The organism is Novosphingobium sp. (assembly GCF_024642085.1).
GTDB lineage: Bacteria > Pseudomonadota > Alphaproteobacteria > Sphingomonadales > Sphingomonadaceae > Novosphingobium.
Genome location: NZ_JAHEBV010000037.1, coordinates 1 through 16,835 on the forward strand (window position 1 = coordinate 1; position 16,835 = coordinate 16,835).

12 protein-coding genes are annotated in these 16,835 nt (G+C 62.5%); 2 read left to right on the forward strand and 10 right to left on the reverse strand.

Annotation, left to right across the window (positions count from 1 at the left end; all coding sequences use genetic code 11):
• Positions 1-91: 91 nt before the first annotated feature.
• Entirely contained in the window at positions 92-1,066 is a 975-nt protein-coding gene (locus Q0L62_RS11815; RefSeq protein ID WP_296680009.1) for a quinone oxidoreductase, read from the reverse strand.
• A gap of 101 nt (positions 1,067-1,167) precedes the next feature.
• Here Q0L62_RS11815 and Q0L62_RS11820 point away from each other — a divergent pair, with 101 nt between their 5' ends.
• On the forward strand, positions 1,168-3,063 hold the full coding sequence (locus Q0L62_RS11820) for a CocE/NonD family hydrolase (protein ID WP_296680010.1): 1,896 nt from the start codon (positions 1,168-1,170) through the stop codon (positions 3,061-3,063).
• Between the two features lie 21 nt (positions 3,064-3,084).
• Here Q0L62_RS11820 and Q0L62_RS11825 read toward each other — a convergent pair whose 3' ends face one another.
• Genes Q0L62_RS11825 through Q0L62_RS11855 form a run of 7 tightly spaced genes read right to left on the reverse strand, consistent with a single transcriptional unit; the run spans position 3,085 to position 10,748 of the window.
• Positions 3,085-3,672 (reverse strand): 3,4-dihydroxy-2-butanone-4-phosphate synthase, encoded by a 588-nt coding sequence (locus Q0L62_RS11825; RefSeq protein ID WP_296680011.1) that lies wholly within the window; start codon positions 3,670-3,672, stop codon positions 3,085-3,087.
• Entirely contained in the window at positions 3,669-4,259 is a 591-nt protein-coding gene (locus Q0L62_RS11830; protein ID WP_296680013.1) for an NADPH-dependent FMN reductase, read from the reverse strand. Before Q0L62_RS11830 ends, Q0L62_RS11825 begins: the two co-directional genes overlap by 4 nt.
• Entirely contained in the window at positions 4,256-5,743 is a 1,488-nt protein-coding gene (locus tag Q0L62_RS11835) for a glycerol-3-phosphate dehydrogenase (RefSeq protein ID WP_296680014.1), read from the reverse strand. Before Q0L62_RS11835 ends, Q0L62_RS11830 begins: the two co-directional genes overlap by 4 nt.
• Before the next feature lie 4 nt (positions 5,744-5,747).
• Complete coding sequence (locus tag Q0L62_RS11840) at positions 5,748-6,848, reverse strand: LLM class flavin-dependent oxidoreductase (RefSeq protein WP_296680016.1); 1,101 nt, start codon at positions 6,846-6,848, stop codon at positions 5,748-5,750.
• Entirely contained in the window at positions 6,845-7,750 is a 906-nt protein-coding gene (locus Q0L62_RS11845; protein WP_296680018.1) for an aldo/keto reductase, read from the reverse strand. The genes Q0L62_RS11840 and Q0L62_RS11845 overlap by 4 nt, the downstream gene beginning before the upstream one ends.
• Positions 7,747-8,760 (reverse strand): LacI family DNA-binding transcriptional regulator, encoded by a 1,014-nt coding sequence (locus Q0L62_RS11850; RefSeq protein WP_296680020.1) that lies wholly within the window; start codon positions 8,758-8,760, stop codon positions 7,747-7,749. The genes Q0L62_RS11845 and Q0L62_RS11850 overlap by 4 nt, the downstream gene beginning before the upstream one ends.
• A complete protein-coding gene (locus Q0L62_RS11855) occupies positions 8,757-10,748 on the reverse strand; it encodes an alpha-glucosidase (protein WP_296680022.1) in 1,992 nt (663 codons plus the stop codon). Before Q0L62_RS11855 ends, Q0L62_RS11850 begins: the two co-directional genes overlap by 4 nt.
• 175 nt (positions 10,749-10,923) lie before the next feature.
• Between Q0L62_RS11855 and Q0L62_RS11860 the strand changes: the two genes are divergently transcribed.
• On the forward strand, positions 10,924-13,383 hold the full coding sequence (locus Q0L62_RS11860) for a TonB-dependent receptor (RefSeq protein ID WP_296680024.1): 2,460 nt from the start codon (positions 10,924-10,926) through the stop codon (positions 13,381-13,383).
• 56 nt (positions 13,384-13,439) lie between these two features.
• On the opposite strand, the gene Q0L62_RS11865 is transcribed toward Q0L62_RS11860, so the two are convergent.
• Positions 13,440-14,762: an MFS transporter gene (locus Q0L62_RS11865; RefSeq protein WP_296680025.1), complete on the reverse strand. Its 1,323-nt coding sequence runs from the start codon at positions 14,760-14,762 to the stop codon at positions 13,440-13,442.
• A gap of 111 nt (positions 14,763-14,873) precedes the next feature.
• Positions 14,874-16,706, reverse strand: a complete 1,833-nt coding sequence (locus Q0L62_RS11870) for a CHASE4 domain-containing protein (protein WP_296680027.1) — start codon at positions 16,704-16,706, stop codon at positions 14,874-14,876.
• Between the last annotated feature and the right edge of the window lie 129 nt (positions 16,707-16,835).

Here is a 16,835-nt window from a genome sequence, read left to right on the forward strand (position 1 = left end):
GCGAAGATCACAAGAACCGTTTTCATGACGCGTGCCTCTTTTCGTATCCGCGCACTACTATCTGTCGGTCGTCTCAACCGGTCAAGCGGTCTTACGGCAGCAGCAAAGTCGATCCCTTTGTTTTCCTGGCTTCCAGATCGCGGTGCGCCTGTGCCGCGTCCAGTAATGGATAGGTCTGGCCGATCGTAACTTTGAGCTTGCCGCTGCCAACCATCTGCCACAACTTGGCCGCGCCTGCCTGTGCTTCGGCGGGTTCACGCCAATAGTCGAACAGGGTCATGCGGGTGGCGAACAGCGATCCGTTCTGGGCAAGCGCGCCAAGGTTTACGCCGGTTACGGGGCCGCTGGCATTGCCGAAGCTGACGATCATGCCCCGCCGACGCACGGACTTTAGCGATGCCTCCCACGTGGCAGCGCCCACACCGTCATAGCTAACCGCAACGCCCACGCCGTCCGTCGCCTCGCGCACCTTGGCGCAAAGGTCTGCATCGCCGGACAGGAACACCGTTTCGGCGCCGGCTTGCGTTGCCAGCGACACCTTGTCGGCGCTGCCCACTGTGCCGATCACCCGCACCCCGCGGGCGACCAGCCATTGCACCAGCAGCAGCCCGACGCCCCCTGCTGCCGCCGGAACCAGCGCCCATTCGCCCGGATCAAGCGGGGCGCAGCGCTCGGCCAGGGCTTCGACCGTCGCGCCTTTGAGGAACACCGCCGCCGCGGTTCGGCTGTCAACGCTGTCGGGCAGGGGGAACAGATCTGCATCGCGCAGGATCCGGGCTGTCGCATAGGCGCCGGGGCCGCTAAAGCTTGCGGCGCGCTGGCCAGGCGCAAAGCGCGTCACCCCTTCGCCCACCGCTTCGACCACGCCGGCCGCTTCCATGCCAAGACCGGTGGGCAGTTGGGCTGGATAAAGCCCGGTGCGAAAATAAGTGTCGATGAAATTGAGGCCAATCGCATCGTGCCGCAGCAGCACTTCTCCCGGGCCGGGAGCGGGCAGATCAACCTCTTTCCACCGGATAACTTCGGGGCCGCCGGTGGTTTCGATAAATGCCTGGGTCGCGCGCATCGGGTGTCTCCTGTGGACAGGCAGAATAGTCGCGGCGCGGCCCTTAACAAGTGTAACAAAACTGCTAGCCTGCGCAGCAATCGTTTTTCGGAGATTGCCTGATGCGCGTGCGCCTGTTTGCCGGTCTTGCCCTGTCGATTGCCCTTGCCGCGCCGCTGGCGGCGCAAGACAGCGCGCCGCCGCTTGATCCGATGACTAACGACAAGGTGGCCAGTTATGACTGGGTCCGGCCTGAGGCAGACTATGTCCGGCGCGAGGTGATGATCCCGATGCGCGACGGGAAAAAGCTGTTCACTGTCATCGTGTTCCGCAAAGGGACCAGTGATGGTCCGATGCTGCTTAGCCGCAGCCCTTACAATGCCACCGGACACACCAGCCGCAACCGCAGCCAGAAGATCGAGGAAGTCCTGGCGGTAATGGATGCCCCGTTCGTGAACGATGGCTACATCCGGGTCTATCAGGATGTGCGCGGACTTTATAAATCCGAAGGCGATTATGTGATGACCCGGCCGCTGCGCGGGCCGCTGAACAAGACCAAGGTCGATCACGCCACCGATGCTTATGATACGATCGATTGGCTGGTGAAGAACGTCAGGGAAAGCAACGGCAAGGTGGGGATCATCGGGTCAAGCTATCTGGGTTTTACCGCGCTGATGGCGCTTTTCGATCCGCATCCGGCATTAAAAGCTGCGGTCCCGCAATCACCAATGGTCGATGGCTGGATGGGAGACGACTGGTTTCACAATGGCGCCTTCCGCACCTTTGGCTTCGATTATGACCTGGGCCAGACGGTTGAGAAGGGCGGCGGCGAAGTGCCAAAGGGGACGGGCGATGAATACACCGCCTATCTGAACGGCGGATCGGCGGGCGCGTTTGCCCGTAAATGGGGCATCGACCGGCTTCCTGCAGTGCGCAAGCCGCTGGAACATCCCGCCTATGATAGTTTCTGGCAGGAGCAGGCCGTCGACAAGCTGCTGGCCCGGCGCAAGCTGACTGTGCCGACGCTGGTGATGCTGGGCCAGTGGGATCAGGAGGACAGCTACGGCGCCCCTGCCGTCTACAGGGCGGTCAAGGCCGCTCAGCCTGATGCGCCGATCATGCTGGGGATCGGGCCGTGGCGCCATTCGGGTGCCAACTATGAAGGGTCAAGTCTGGGCCCGCTGAAGTTCGAAGGCGATACGGCGCTGCAGTTCCGGCTGAACTGGATCAAGCCGTTCCTTGATTGCCGGGTCAAGTCCAATCCCGCACCGTGTCCGCCGATGCCGGCTGCAGTCACCTATGCCACGGGTGCCAATCGCTGGGAGATTGATGGAAAGTGGCCCGCCGGTAGCGAACGGCCACTGTACTTGGCATCAGGCGGCACACTTTCATGGACTGCCCCGGCCGAAGCAGGCAGCGATGACTATATCTCCGATCCGGCCAAGCCGGTTCCTTTCGTACCGCGCCCGGTGAAGATGGACGGCGATAGCTGGCGGCAGTGGCTGGTGCAGGACCAGCGCTTTGTCGACGGGCGAACCGATGTGCTCACCTATTCCACCGCAGTGCTGACCAAGCCTGTGCATATCAAAGGTGCGCCGCGGATCGACCTGCGTGCCGCGACCAGCGGCGGCGACAGTGACTTGGTGGTCAAGCTGATCGATGTTTATCCTGACGAAAACAGCGCAAACCCGGTGATGGCCGGGTACGAACTGGGCGTCGGGATCGAGATTTTCCGCGGGCGTTATGTTCACGGCTTTTCAACCCCGGCTCAGCTGGAACCGGGCAAGACTTACAGCTTCGGCTGGTCGCTACCCAATGTGAACCACGTGTTCCTTCCGGGCCACAAGATCATGGTCCAGGTCCAGTCCAGCCTGTTCCCGCTGTATGACCGCAACCCGCAAACCTGGGTTCCATCGATCATGGAAGCCAAGCCGCAAGATTACCGCAAGGCCACCCAGACGATCCGTTGGGGCGGGACCGAGGCCAGTGCGGTCTACCTGCCGATCGCGCCGGACTGACCGGGAACAGCGGGTGCTGCGCTAGATCAGGTCGGTCAGATCGACCACGGGAAGGCCGTGGCTTTCGATCAGTTCGGCCAGATCATCGATCCGTGCCATTTCGCCATCATCGCGCATGATCGAGCAGATGACCGCGGTATCGCCCATGCCTGCACGGCGGCACAGTTCGACCGCCGCCTCGGCAGCGCCAGGGCGATCGTGCACGCCGTTGGCCGCAGTGATCAGGGGGAAGACATGACCGGGTGAAACGATGTCGCTGGCGTTTGCCCCATCGGCCACGGCAACGGCAATGGTGCGTGCACGATCAGCGGCGGATATCCCGGTAGACACGCCGGTCGCCGCTTCGATCGAGCGGCCATGCGGCCGGCCCGACTGGTTGTCGCGGCCCGCGTTGATCAGTTCGATGCCCAGCCGCACAGCGCGGTCCGGGGTCAGTGCCAGACAGACCAGCCCGCGGCCGTGCCGGGCCATGAAGTTGATCGCTTCGGCCGAGACGTGACGCGCGGCCAGACAGAAATCGATATCGCCGCCGCGCAGCCGATCGCCGGTGATGACAATCATCCGGCCCGCTGCCAGCGCGTCCAGCGCAGGTTGCAGCGGCGCGCTCACTCGGGGCGCTCCCCCAGCGCGAGCGCCGAGGCGCCGCGGAAAGTCTGCTGTCCGACCAGCTCAAGCTGCATCCGGGCCCGGTCTTCAAGGCATTCGCCATCGGGTGAAAACAGGCCGTGATACGTTCGCACCGTTGCGCCCATCGGGGTCGGCCAGCCGCGCAACGCGTGGACGATTGAACGCAGTGTCAGAAGCGTGCTCATCGATGCCTGATCACCATAAGCTGTTGCGATCAGTCCGACCGCCCGCCCGTCGAGGTAAGGCCGTGCGTCCTTGGCCAGATCTTCCAGATAGTCGAGCGCGTTCTTGACCAGGCCCGAAATCGAGCCGTGGTAGCCCGGCGCGGAAATGATCAGCCCATCAGCCTGACGCACCGCTTCCACCAGTTCGGTGCCGTCTTCAATTCCGTATCCCTGGCCGCGGTAATGGGGCAAGGCGCCCAGATAATCACCGCCGAAGATCGTCACCTCAGCGCCCGAAGCGGCCGCGGTAGCACCGGCCAGGCGCATGGCCTGTTCGGTGGAGCTGCCCGGATTGACCGTGCCGCCGATCCCGACGATGCGGACCGGGCGCTGGCGTGACGTCATCGGGGATACTCCTGAAGAATGAAGGAATTAAGCGCTGCTGCCTGGTCCAGCGAAAGGCGCAGGCCCAGCTTGGTCCGGCGCCATAGCACATCGTCCGCGCTGCGCGCCCATTCGTTATCGGCAAGGTGGCGAACTTCGCGTTCGGTCAGGCCGTGGCCAAAATCGCGCCCGCAGTCAGCCAGGCTTTTGGCGCCAGCAAACATTTCAAGGGCGGTTGTTCCATAGGCCCGCACAAGGCGGTGCGCCGACCCCGCCAAAAACGGGAACTGCGCAGCAAAATCAGCCTCCAGTGCGGCGGCGCCGTCAATCGCGAAATCCCCGCCCGGCAGCGGCACAGTATCGGTCCAGCCCGGCCCCCGCAGTATCGGCAAGCGATCGGCCAGAGCTTCGACGGCCTCCTGCGCCAGATGGCGGTAGGTCGTGATCTTGCCGCCAAACACCGACAGCAGCGGCGCGCCGGCATGTTGGTCCGACAAGTCAAGGTCATACCCGCGGGTTGCCGCCTCTGGCCGGCCCGAACCATCGTCGATCAGCGGGCGCACGCCGGAAAAGGTCCAGACCACGTCCTGCGGGTCAACAGGCTGGCGGAAAAAGCGGCTTGCCCCTTCGCACAGGTAGGCAATTTCATCCGCACTGGCAGCAATCGGGCCGCCATCATGGTCGACGTCAGTGGTCCCGATCAGAGTGAAATCCTGTTCATAGGGAATGGCAAAGAAGATGCGACCGTCCGGTAACTGGAAGAAATAGGAATAGGCGTGGTTGAACAGCTTGCGCACCACGATGTGTGATCCGCGGACCAGCCGGATGGCGCGGTGTGATGGCAGGCCGCTATCGTCGAGCAGGTCGACAACACCTGGTCCCGCGGCGTTGATCACGGCGCGCGCGGAAAAGCGATCACCGCCAGCCTCGATCTGCCATTGGTCGCTTTCGCGCCGCAAGAAGGTTACGCGGCAATGCGTGCGGACATCGGCCCCGCGATCAGCCGCATCGCGGGCGTTAAGCACGACCAGACGCGCATCATCGACCCAGCAATCGGAATAGACAAACGCGCTGGTGAACTCTGCCTTCAGCGGGGCACCGGCCGGATGCCGCGCCAGCGCAACGGTTTCAGTTGCCGGCAGACGTTTGCGCCCGCCGATGTGATCGTAAAGGAACAGTCCCATGCGCACCAGCCAGCGCGGCCGCAAACCGGGCACATAAGGCAGGACGAAACGCATCGGCCAGGCAATGTGCGGCGCAATGGCCCACAGCCGTTCGCGTTCGGACAGGCTTTCGCGCACCAGCCCGAACTCGTAGTGTTCCAGATATCGCAGCCCGCCGTGGATCAGCTTGGTCGATGCGGACGAAGTGCCGCCGGCAAGATCGCCCGCCTCCAGCAGCAGCACCTTCGCGCCGCGTCCGGCGGCGTCGCGGGCAATGCCGCAGCCGTTTACGCCGCCGCCGATGACGGCAACATCATAGACCAGATCATGTGGCTCGCTCACAAGATCAGAACTTCAAAGGGCCGTGCTGGATCTGCGGCAGGACATAGCGGGCGAACATGTCGCATTCGGCTGCATGGGGATAGCCCGACAGGATGAACGCCTCGATCCCTTCGGCCTGATAGGCCCGCAACTTGGCCAGGACCTGATCAGGAGTGCCGACAATCGCAGAGCCGCAGCCTGATCGCGCACGGCCGATTCCGGTCCACAGGTTATCTTCGACAAAGCCGTCGCCGTCCGCCGCGCCGCGCAGCTCGGCCTGGCGCTGCACACCGTAGTTCTTGGCATCGAGCGAGGCTTCGCGGATTGCGCGGCCCTTTTCATCGTCAAGCTTGGACAGCAGGCGGTCGGCATAGGCGCGGGCCTCATCCTCGGTCTCGCGGACGATGACGTGGACCCGGTAGCCGAACTTGAGGCTGCGGCCGTAATTGGCAGCGCGCGCTTTCATGTCAGCGATCGTTTCGCGGACCTTGTCCATCGTGTCGGGCCACATCAGGTAAACGTCGCAGGCTTCGGCCGCGCATTCGCGCGCCTCGTGGCTCAGCCCACCAAAATAGAACGGTGGGCATTTGCCGCTGATCGTGGCGATGCGCGGCGGATCAAGCTTGAGCTGGTAATGCTCGCCCTGGTGGTCAACGCTTTCGCCGTTGAGCAGCGCACGAACGATCTTCATCACCTCGGTCGCGCGGGCATACCGCGGTGTACCCGGCATGGTCTGGCCGGGCATGTCGGAGGAAATGATGTTGACGTTGAGCCGCCCCGCGCTGCCATCGGCGTTGGGGCCAAGGATGCGATCAAGCGTAGCGATGCGGCGGGCCAGTTGCGGCGGCCAATCCTCGCCGATGCGGGTGGCCCACAGCAGCTTCATTCGCCGCAGTAGCGGGGCCATGGCCGCAGCGAACACCGTGGTATCAAGGCCAAGCTGATAGCCTGAAGGAAGCAGAATGTTGTCGAACCCGCCTTCTTCGGCGCGCAGCACGATGTTGCGGCAATGCTCCCAGCTGGACTGGAGCTGCGGATCGGGCACGCCCAGAAACTCGTAGTCATCGTCGCACAGCGCCGAGAACCAGGCGATTTCGCATTGCCGGGCAGGACCGGACGCGCTCATGGCAGCTTCTCCCCGCGCGAAGCGACAAGGACCGCATACCATTCTTCACGGTTCCACTGAACCGCCAGCGCCTGCGCAGCTTCGGCAATCCGATCAGCCTGCTGTGACCCGACAATCGGGACGATGCCAGCCGGATGTGCCATCAACCACGAATAGGCTGCCACGGTGCGCGATACGCCGCGATCCAGTGCAACCACGTCAAGCGCGGCGGCGACTGCTTTTTCGCGCGGCGTGACGGGATCGGCCACGCGCCCGCCGCCCAGCGGCGACCAGGCCAGCGGCACAAGGCCCAGCACCATCGCCTGGTCCAGCTCTCCGTTTTCGATGCAGTCGATCCTGAGCGGGCTGATTTCCGGCTGGGTTGTGGCAATCGGCTGGCCGATGAAAGCGCCCAGTGCGGCGGTCTGCAACTGGGTGAAGTTCGATACGCCAACCGCGCCGATCTTGCCCGCGGCGCGTGCCCGATCAAGCGCCTTGGCGGTTTCCTGGGGGTGCGCCAGAATGTCAGGACGGTGGATTTGCCACAGATCGATCCGATCGACTTGCAGACGCTGCAGCGACGCGTCGATCGCCTCGGCCAGATAGGCAGGGCTTTGGTCATAGGGCAGGGGCGGGCGGATCCCGCCCTTGGAGGCGAGCACCATCCTGCCGCGCAGAGCCGGGTCGGCGCCGAGTACCTGGCCCAGGAGGATTTCTGCATCGCCAAACCCCGAAGTGCCGTCGAAACCGTATATGTCGGCAGTATCGAGCAAGGTGATCCCGGCATCGAGTGCGGCGTGAACCAGAGCTGCCGCTTCGGCGCGGCTGCGCCCGACAAAGCGCCACATGCCCCAGGAAAGCGGGGCAACGCGGGGTCCATCCAGGCCGATCCGGACGGACTGGGGCAAAGGAAGCTGGCTCATGAAACTATCCTGTTTGGTGGAGCGACAGAGGCGCGCTCGACAAGGGCATGGGGAAGGCGGCGATGGGTGATTTCACCGCCGCTGATCAGAATGTCGGTGGCAGTCCTGGCAAGGTCGGCCATCGGCTGATGAATGGTGGTAAGCGGCGGCCAGACAGTGCGGGCCAGGGTCGTATCGTCAAAGCCGGCCACGGACAGATCACCTGGCAAGTTCATGTTGCGATCGTGAGCGACAGCAAGCACGCCTGCCGCCATATCGTCATTGGCGGCAAAGATCGCGGTGGGCGGCACTGCCAGGCCGAGCAGCGCCATTCCGCCGCGCACGCCGCTGTCAAAATCGAACTCACCCTCGCAGACCAGGGCCGGTTCGAACGCAATCCCTGCCCGGTCAAGCGCGCGGCGATAACCGAACAGGCGGTCGTCCGACGCCATGTGATTGGGATGGCCCTTGATGAACCCGATGCGGCGATGGCCCAGGTTTACCAGGTGCGTGGTCATATCGTCGGCGGCCTGGGTATCGTCCATGAACACACTGCTGGTCAGTGAGCGGTTGGTGCCGGGCGAAATCCGAACAAAGGGAATGTCGAGCGTATCAAGAGTGCGCAGTACCGGTTCGCAGTCGGTCACCGGAGATGACAGGACGATGCCGTCCACGTGCGTTTCTGAAATCAGCCCGCGCACTTCCTCGCCCACGCGCGGGTCGGACACGTCGACCGGCTGGGCCAGCAGGCGGATGCCTTCCTCGTGGCAACGGTCCCAGCAGCCCTTCTGGATCTGGAACATGTAGAACGGACTGTGGTTGTCATAGATCAGGGCGATCTGGTTCGATTTGGCGCCCGACAGGATGCGTGCGGCGATCGAGGGACGGAAATCCAGATCGCGCATTGCCGCCTCAACCCGTTCGCGCGTTTCGGTGCTGACATAAGGGTGCCCGTTCAAGACGCGGCTGACCGTCTTGACTGCCACACCGGCCCTGGCGGCGACGTCTCGGATGTTGCTGCGCTCGCTCATCGCGTCAACGCTTCAGGCAGGGCGGCGAACAGCGCAGCAAAGGTGCTGTCAGGGCGGTAGAAGACCGGCGGTGCATCCAGCGGCGCTGTCACTGTATGGCGGCCCGGCGGATAGTCGGCGCCGGTCCACAGGTGGCGCCATGGGGTGCCGCCCGGCAACAGCACGTCGCGCTCCGTCACGTTTTCTTCGATGACCGGGGCGACCAGCATGTCGGCACCGTAGAGGAACGCATCCTGCACCGTCCATAGCGCCGGCTCGTCGGGATAGTGCAGAAACAGCGGACGCTGCACCGGCAGGCCCAGCGCGGCAGCCTCGGTACAAAGATGCCGGACATAGGGGGCAAGCCTGGCGTGTACGCGGCTCCACCTGGCAAAGCAGTCCAGGAGTTCGGCTGAGCTGTCATATTGCAGGTTTTCATCGGGGCGATTGCCTTCGTGGCTGCGCATGAACGGCGCGAATGCGGCCATTTCGCACCACCGGCGCATCAATTGGGCGCTGCGCACCTTGCCGTGGAGCGATGTGTAGCCGCCGCAATCAGAATGGGAATAGGCGTTACCGACAAGTCCAGCTGAAAGCGCCGCGGTGATCACCGTACCGATGCCATCGTGGCGGCTAAAATCCACCGACTGGTCACCCGCCCACAGCAGCGGGCAATGGGCCTGCGCGCCAGTAAAGCCCGAGCGCATGAAGAACACTGCTTCGCCGGTCTGCCCGCGGCTGGCAACGGCGCGGGCGTTTACCTGAGCCCACAAGGCGGGATACCGGTTGTGCGCGGCAAGCGGATCGCTGCCATCGGCCAGCCGCGCTTCTGGCGGCAGGTATTCCCCGAAATCCGCCATCCATCCGGCAACACCGATGTCGAGCATTTCCTTGCCAAGAACACGTTCGGCAAACCAGGCGCAGGTAGCCTCGCGGGTGAAGTCGAGCGTGGCGCAGGTAAACTCGCCAAAGTCGGTAAGCAGGACTGAACCGCGGGCGTCCTTCACGTAGTGGTCGCCGTCCAGACCCTCTTCATACAGCAGCCCGTCGATGGCGAGATAGGGATTGGCATAGGCCAGAAACCGGATGCCGCGCGCCTTCAATTCGGCGATCTTGCCGGGCAAGTCGGGATAGCGTTGTTCACTGCGCCGCCAGTCCCAGAACAAGCGGCGGCCAAAGCTGGTTTCGCGGATACCAGCCCAATCTTCGCACCAGATGCCGGCAATGGCGGCTCCTGCAGCGATGAAGCGTTCAAGCCGGGCAAAGCTGCTCGCACCGTCCTTGAGGCCCACGACCGCGCCGCCGATCGCCCAGTCAGGCAGCGGCGGCTGGCGCCCGAAGCGGGCGGATAACTGCCCGACCAGCCCGGCGGGGGATTGATCCGCGTACAGCTCGAACGTCACGGTATCGGACCAGACCTCAACCCGGTGAGACAGCGGATCAGTGAAATCGAGCACGCTGTATGCGCTTGCCGCGCAGTGGCAGGCCAGCCAGCGCGAGGTCAGGAACGTCGGCTGCGGGAAATTGGTTGTCCAGTAATCACCGGTGGCGTGACCGGTCAGCGCCGCCTGGGGGGCATTGGGCTCGCGTCCAACGCCCGGCTCGCTGGTCCACATTGGAAACCGGCGGCCATTCAGCGCCAGATAGCTGAACTGCTCTCCGCCGCCCCACACGGCCTCTCCCGGTTCTGCATGGAACGACACAGCAAGCCGGTCATGTCCTGCAACCAGCGTGCGGACAGCCAGCCGGCCGGCGCCGAATTCCAGCTCGGCAATGGCGCCGTGTGCATCGTGCAAGACGACCCTGCGATCATCTACAACGTCGAAACCGGCTGCCGCACGGCTGTCAGAAGGGCTGTCGGCAATGCTGAAATTGCCTAAATGCATCGCAATTTCCGGATCGCCACGGGATGTGACCACCGCAGGACAACCGGATCGCTGCTGCAGCACGATTCGCCCCGCAAAATACAGGGAAAAACCGTCTCCGCATGCCAAAAACCCGTCTTCCACACCCGATATCCCATGTCCCAAGGCGATTGCGCCGCAATGTGCCCGCCTTGTCTGACACCGCTTGACATATCGGGCGTGCAGCATCATTTCAAGCAGTACTGCAGGCGCGGCTCAACGCGCTGCGAATCGTTTTGCCGCGGGCGTCAGGCGCCTCCGGCCGCAGGGAGAGGCAACAATGAAGCATTTATTCCGCCTGTCGTCAGCCTTGCCGCTGATTGCATTTCTGGCTTCGCCAGCGCTGGCGCAAGACGCCGCACCAGCCCCCGATACTGCGGCGTCCGACGCCGAAGCGCCTCCGGGTGAAATTGTTGTCACCGCGCAGAAACGCACCGAACGGTTGCAGGATGTGCCGCTGGCGGTCTCGGTCCTTAGCGGGGACGCGGTCAGCAATGCGTCGCGAGCCAGCCTGGAAGGCGCGACCCAGCTGGTCCCGTCGCTCAATTTCGTAAAGGCGGGCACGGCGCTCAACCAGACGCTGTTCCTGCGCGGCCTGGGCACCACCACTTTGTCGATTGCTGTCGATCCGTCGGTATCTACCGTGCTTGATGGTGTCGTCCTGAGCCGGTCGGCTGAAGCTTTTACCGACTTGGTCGATATAGAACGGATCGAAGTGCTGCGCGGACCGCAAGGTACGCTGTTTGGGCGCAATGCAAGCGCTGGCGTCATCAACATCGTCTCAAAACGCCCCAGCGCTGATCTTGGCGCTGAACTTGAGGCTGGATTCTTTTTTGACAATGGCACCGAATACCGTGTCCGCGGTGCCCTTAACGTCCCGCTTAGCCCAAGCATTCGCACCCGTACCACGGCCTTCTACGACAAGTATGACGGCAACATCATCAATCTGGCAGTGAATAGCGGCGAGCGGGTCAACGGATTGAAGCATTACGGAGTGCGCTCGATTGCCGAGATTGACCTGAGCAGCGCGGTGCAGCTCACGCTGATCGGCGATTATCACAAGAACGACGATAACTGCTGCGCTGACGTTATCGGTGGCCCGCCCAGATTTGGCGCGCTGACGACAACTCCGGGCGCGGTAAACAGCACCAACCTGGCCTTGATCCAGACCGTTTTGCCAACCCTGCTTGGCGATGAGACCCGGACGGTGAACCAAAACCTGGTCACGCGTACGATCGAAAAAGGGTATGGATTTTCGGGGCAGTTCGACATCGAACTGGGTAACCAGACGATAACGTCGATCACGGCCTACCGTAATTTCGCCAACAACGAGATTCGCGACGGTGATTTTTATCCGCAGGCCTATATCGGCGCGCCGCAATCGCATGACATCGGGCCGCAGACCGGCGACACCTTCAGCCAAGAATTGCGTCTGACATCACCGGGCAAAGAGTTTTTCGACTATGTGATCGGTGCGTACTACTCAAATACGTTCACCAAGCGCATTTTTGAGCGCGACAACGTAATCTGTGCGGCGGCCACTGGCGCTGTGATTCCGGCTGGCGTGCTAACCCCGTGCACCAGCCCGTTGGCAGCGCCTTCTGTCACTGCATTCGGACGGGCGACTTATACCGCGCGGGCCAAGAACCTGGCATTTTTTGGCCAAGGCACGCTCAACATCAGCGATCGTTTCCGCGTAATCGGAGGCTTGCGCTATACCACCGACCAACTTGATGTCAGCTTCGTCCGCGTTACCAGCCCTGGCAACCGTGCATCCAACCCGCCGTTTGATGCCGGGGTGTTTGCGGCATACAACACTTTCCTGGGTAATGGTCTGACACCTACGGCTGCGCAGACCGCAGCGGCGCCGTTCACGAACGGTGTTCCCATCACGACCAAGACGACCGCCGATAACCTGTCAGGAAAGGCCGGGGTCCAGTTCGATTTCAGCCGCGAGGTGACCGCCTATGCGACCTATACCCGCGGCTACAAGGGCCCGGCGTACAACCTGTTTTTCAATCTACAACCAACAGGCATCAAGGCGCTTGAACCCGAAACGTCCGATGCCTTTGAAGCTGGCCTGAAAAACAGCCTGCTGGGCGGCACGCTGACCTTGAATATCGCGGGCTTCTATGCGCGCTATTACAACTTTCAGGCGAACAACCCGGATACGTTGACTATCAACGGAGTGACCACGGTCATTGGCCGCTTTACCAATGCCGGAACCGTCAGCACCCGCGGGGTTGAGCTTGACTTCGCCTACCGTCCTACGCGCGATTTCAGTATTACCGGCGGCATGGCCTATACAGATGCAAAGATTGACCAGTTCCGCGTTCCGACCGTGCGGTCACCCAATGACATCGTTCCGAATGGCACCAGGCTGCCCTACGCGCCCAAGTTCAAGGGCAGCGTGTCTGCCGATTACCGGTTCCGCGGAAATGGTTCGGTTGATTTCGCCTTGGGTGCGCAGGCCAATTACCAGTCAAGCCAAGACGCGACACTTACCCCTGATCCGGTTATCCGGCGTGCGGCATTTATCAAAAGCTATGGCATTGTTAACGCCTCAGCGTCGATCATCGATGCCAATGACGTCTGGAAGCTGACGTTCGTTGCGCGCAATTTGTTTGATCAGTCATATGCTGCAACGATAAGTGGCGGCGGCCCTAGCGGCGCTTATCGGTACCAGATCCCGCGCGATGCCGATCGTTATTTCGGTGTGATTGCCAAAGTGGGCTTCTGAGGATCGCGAGGCACAATAGAAAAAGGCCGCGGGGCGCAATCCCCGCGGCCTTTTTATTATTCCGTCGGCTCGCCGTCCTCGGCCACGATGTGCGGGACCAGCACGTGGATCCACCCCAGCGCCGCCAGATAGGCAAATGCCGCGACCCAGAACAACGGGGCATAACCGATCCCGGCGGTAAGCAGCCGGCCCGTGGCTTCCTGAATGCCGAAACCGGCAATGTTGCCGGCAACCGCGCCAAGCGCCATCACCGTGGCTACGCGCCGTGCGGGAATGGCGTCGGCGGCAAAGCCGAAGATGTTGGTTGAAAATCCCTGATGGGCAAACAGCCCCAGCCCGATCAGCGCCGCGGCTGTCCACGCGCTGTCGACAGTCAGGGCAAGCGGGATCGGCAGGATGACCAGCGCGTACAGCAGCATGCTGGTCTTGCGCGCGGCATTCACTGAACGGCCATCAAGCAGCATCCCGAACAGCTTGCCCGATGTCAGCGCGCCCAGCGCCGCCAGAGTAAAGGCCAGCGCCGTCGGCCCGATCAGTTCCGACTGGCTGAGTTGGAATACCTTATGGAACAGGTCTGGCAGCCAGAAGGTGAAGAACCACCAGAACATGTCGGTGATCGCCTTGGCGCCCATGATCGCCCACGTCTTGCGATCGGCCAGCGCCTCGCCATACGATGAACGGGCGGGGCCCTGGCTGGGCGTTTCGGCGCGGGGCAGGGGACGCAGGCTGCGCGTGCCGGCAATCCAGCAAGCCAGCCAGACAAAGCCGAGCAGGCCGGTGACGACGAAGGCTGCTTTCCACCCAAAAGCGACGGCAAAGGGCACCACCGTAAGCGGCGCGAGGATATTGCCAATATTGGGGGCGGTGTTGACGATGCCGACCGCCATCGACCGTTGCTTGATTGGCAGATATTGCGCCGCGGCCTTTACCGCGGCGGGCGTGTTGACCGCTTCGAACGCAACCAGCGCCACCCGCGCAGTAACGAACTGGGTGACAGTCGCGGCAACCGCGTGGGCCATCCCGGCAAGCGACCAGAAAGCAACAGCAGTGCCATAGGCGATGCGCACGCCGAACCGGTCAATCAGCCAGCCGACAAACAGCAGCGCAAAAGCGGCGGCAAGCTGGCTGGCCGAGGCAAAGTGCGCAAACTCGGCATCACCCCAGCCGTACTCAGCGGAAATGGTGGGCTTAAGTAACGACAGCACCTGGCGGTCGACGTAATTGATGATCGTGCCAAAAAACAGCAGTGCAATCAGCAGGTTGCGGCTGCGGGCAAGTACCGCGGTGTCTTCCGGTCCTGCAGTGTTGCCGAATTCCCGCGCATCGCCTGGCGTCATGTCCGTGCTCTCCCATCGCGCCCCGGCGGGCCTGTCAGGCACCAACCTTAGCCCGTCCAGCGCCGATGAAAAGCGCAATATGACACCGCCGGACAGAAGATCTGCGTGCGGTCTGGCAGGTCAACACCAAACCGGCCTTCCCGCCAGGTGGATTCAGGCTGCTGCCTTGAGGTCCAGGATGGCGCTTGCCCCAAGTCCGGGTCCCTTGCTTTCAAGCCGCAGCGCCCCGCCCATCGCCCGCAGGGTATTGGCTGACCAGTGCAGTCCCAGCCCGCCGCCGACGTTACGTTTGGACGATTCGCCGCGTTCAAACAGTTTGGCTCCCGATCCTGGATCAAAACCAGCGCCGTTGTCGGTTATGGTCACGGTCACCTGGCCAGCGCCATTCTCGTTTGCCTCATTCAGCGTGACGGTCATCGCGCCTGGCTTGCGTTCGGCACGGATGATTGATTCGGTGGCGTTTGTCATCAGGTTGGCGATCACTTGCGACAGCAGCAGACGATTGGCACGGACGCTGGCCTGGCCATCGGGCAGCCGGATGTCGATTTCGCCCCACGGTGCAAACCGGCAGGCCTCGGCATTGCGGGCAATCACATCGGCCAGATCGACGTCTTCCAGCGGAATGTCCTTGGGCTTGCCGCTGGCCGCGCTCGACAGGATTTCCATTGCTTCGGCCAGAGCCGCGCGCGCGGTCTGCAGGCTGCCGCGCCGGTTGCTGTCCGCCATGCGCAATTCCTCCAGCGCGGCTCGCAGGAAAGTGGCCAGTTGTTCGCGCCTTGCCGGTTCAGCCGCGCTTCCAGCCAGTTCCGAAATCGCGCGTTCAAGCAGCTGCATCTGGACGGCAGGTTGTTCCGAAACGGTCTGGCCAACAATAACGCTGACCGGATTGAGCGAATTGCGCACGTTATGCAGCAGCCCGGCGCTGCTTTCGCTTTGTCCCAATTCGAACGATTGGACTTCGATCTGTTCCTGCAGGTTCTTGAGCTGGGCGACCATCCTGTTGAAATTGTGATTGAGCGCGCCAAGTTCGTCCTCGCTGGGATCGTGATCGAGCTGGGTCAGGCGCGCCCCGTCCGCCACCACGGCCACGCTGCTGTCAATCTTCTGGATGCGCGACACGACGACCCGGCGTACCACCACATAGATAGAACCCAGGACCAACAGCAGGATCAGTGCAGTGGTAAGCAAGGCCACATTCAGCGCATCGCGGCCCTGCGCAGTGATGGAACGCGGTACGGGAAAACCCAGATAACCGATCTTATCACCATAAATCCCTTGGATTTCCTTAGATATGATCCAGTTATCAGCCGTGCGGACCATCGCTGTCGGCGCGGCCCCCAGATGGACCTGGGTGTTCGCCTGCAAAGCCTTGGAGACCTCTTGCGGGGAAAGTTCCTTGCCCATCATCATGAAGCCTTCTGATGTGCCGCTTTCATCGCTGCGGACGATCGGAACCAGGGCAACTGCGAGGATCCGCCCCTCTATCTTCAGGAACCCGGACAGTTGGCCGCTGCGCTGCACCCTGGCGCGGATTGCCGGATCCTGGACAAGCCTGGCGATAGTCAGGCTTCGGCCCTCATCCTGCTTGCCAGTTGTCAGGTCTACATACCGGACCAGGCGCGGCTGGCCATCATATCGAGCGTAAGCCATGATATTGACGCCGGCGTGGACCAGCCCCGTCACGGGCGCGTTGACTTGAACGAAGTCGGCATTGTTATCTTGAATGTAATCGAAGCTGTCGTCCCAGACCGAATAGTCTGTCGTTGAATCTTCGGCGAACTTGACGGCGGTGGCCAGGACTTCTCCTGCGCGGGCATATTGATCCTGCGCCGCTTGCTGTTCAAGCTGCTCGAAAGCCGGGCTGACCGCGCGATCAAGCATCCAGCCGCCGCCCGCCAGAGCGGCAAGGCCGACCAGCAGGAACACAAGATTGAACTTGAGCCCCAAGGCCAGATTTCGCCATCCTGATGCGAGCTTTGTAAGCATGGTGCGTGTCCCGGTCAGGCTGTTTCGGGGTCAGGCCGCAGACTTGCGATTTGACACTGGCAGCATCTCGCTGGTCACACTCGCAGTTGCCTCCGCCTGCGCGACCGGCCTGCCGAAATGGAACCCCTG

Excerpts from the sequence above, each read along its gene's own strand:
- Q0L62_RS11815 (WP_296680009.1), bottom strand. The coding sequence starts at position 1,066 with ATGCGCGCGACCCAGGCATTTATCGAAACCACCGGCGGCCCCGAAGTT.
- Q0L62_RS11820 (WP_296680010.1), top strand. The coding sequence starts at position 1,168 with ATGCGCGTGCGCCTGTTTGCCGGTCTTGCCCTGTCGATTGCCCTTGCC.
- Q0L62_RS11830 (WP_296680013.1), bottom strand. The coding sequence starts at position 4,259 with ATGACGTCACGCCAGCGCCCGGTCCGCATCGTCGGGATCGGCGGCACG.
- Q0L62_RS11840 (WP_296680016.1), bottom strand. The coding sequence starts at position 6,848 with ATGAGCGCGTCCGGTCCTGCCCGGCAATGCGAAATCGCCTGGTTCTCG.
- Q0L62_RS11845 (WP_296680018.1), bottom strand. The coding sequence starts at position 7,750 with ATGAGCCAGCTTCCTTTGCCCCAGTCCGTCCGGATCGGCCTGGATGGA.
- Q0L62_RS11850 (WP_296680020.1), bottom strand. The coding sequence starts at position 8,760 with ATGAGCGAGCGCAGCAACATCCGAGACGTCGCCGCCAGGGCCGGTGTG.
- Q0L62_RS11860 (WP_296680024.1), top strand. The coding sequence starts at position 10,924 with ATGAAGCATTTATTCCGCCTGTCGTCAGCCTTGCCGCTGATTGCATTT.
- Q0L62_RS11870 (WP_296680027.1), bottom strand. The coding sequence starts at position 16,706 with ATGCTTACAAAGCTCGCATCAGGATGGCGAAATCTGGCCTTGGGGCTC.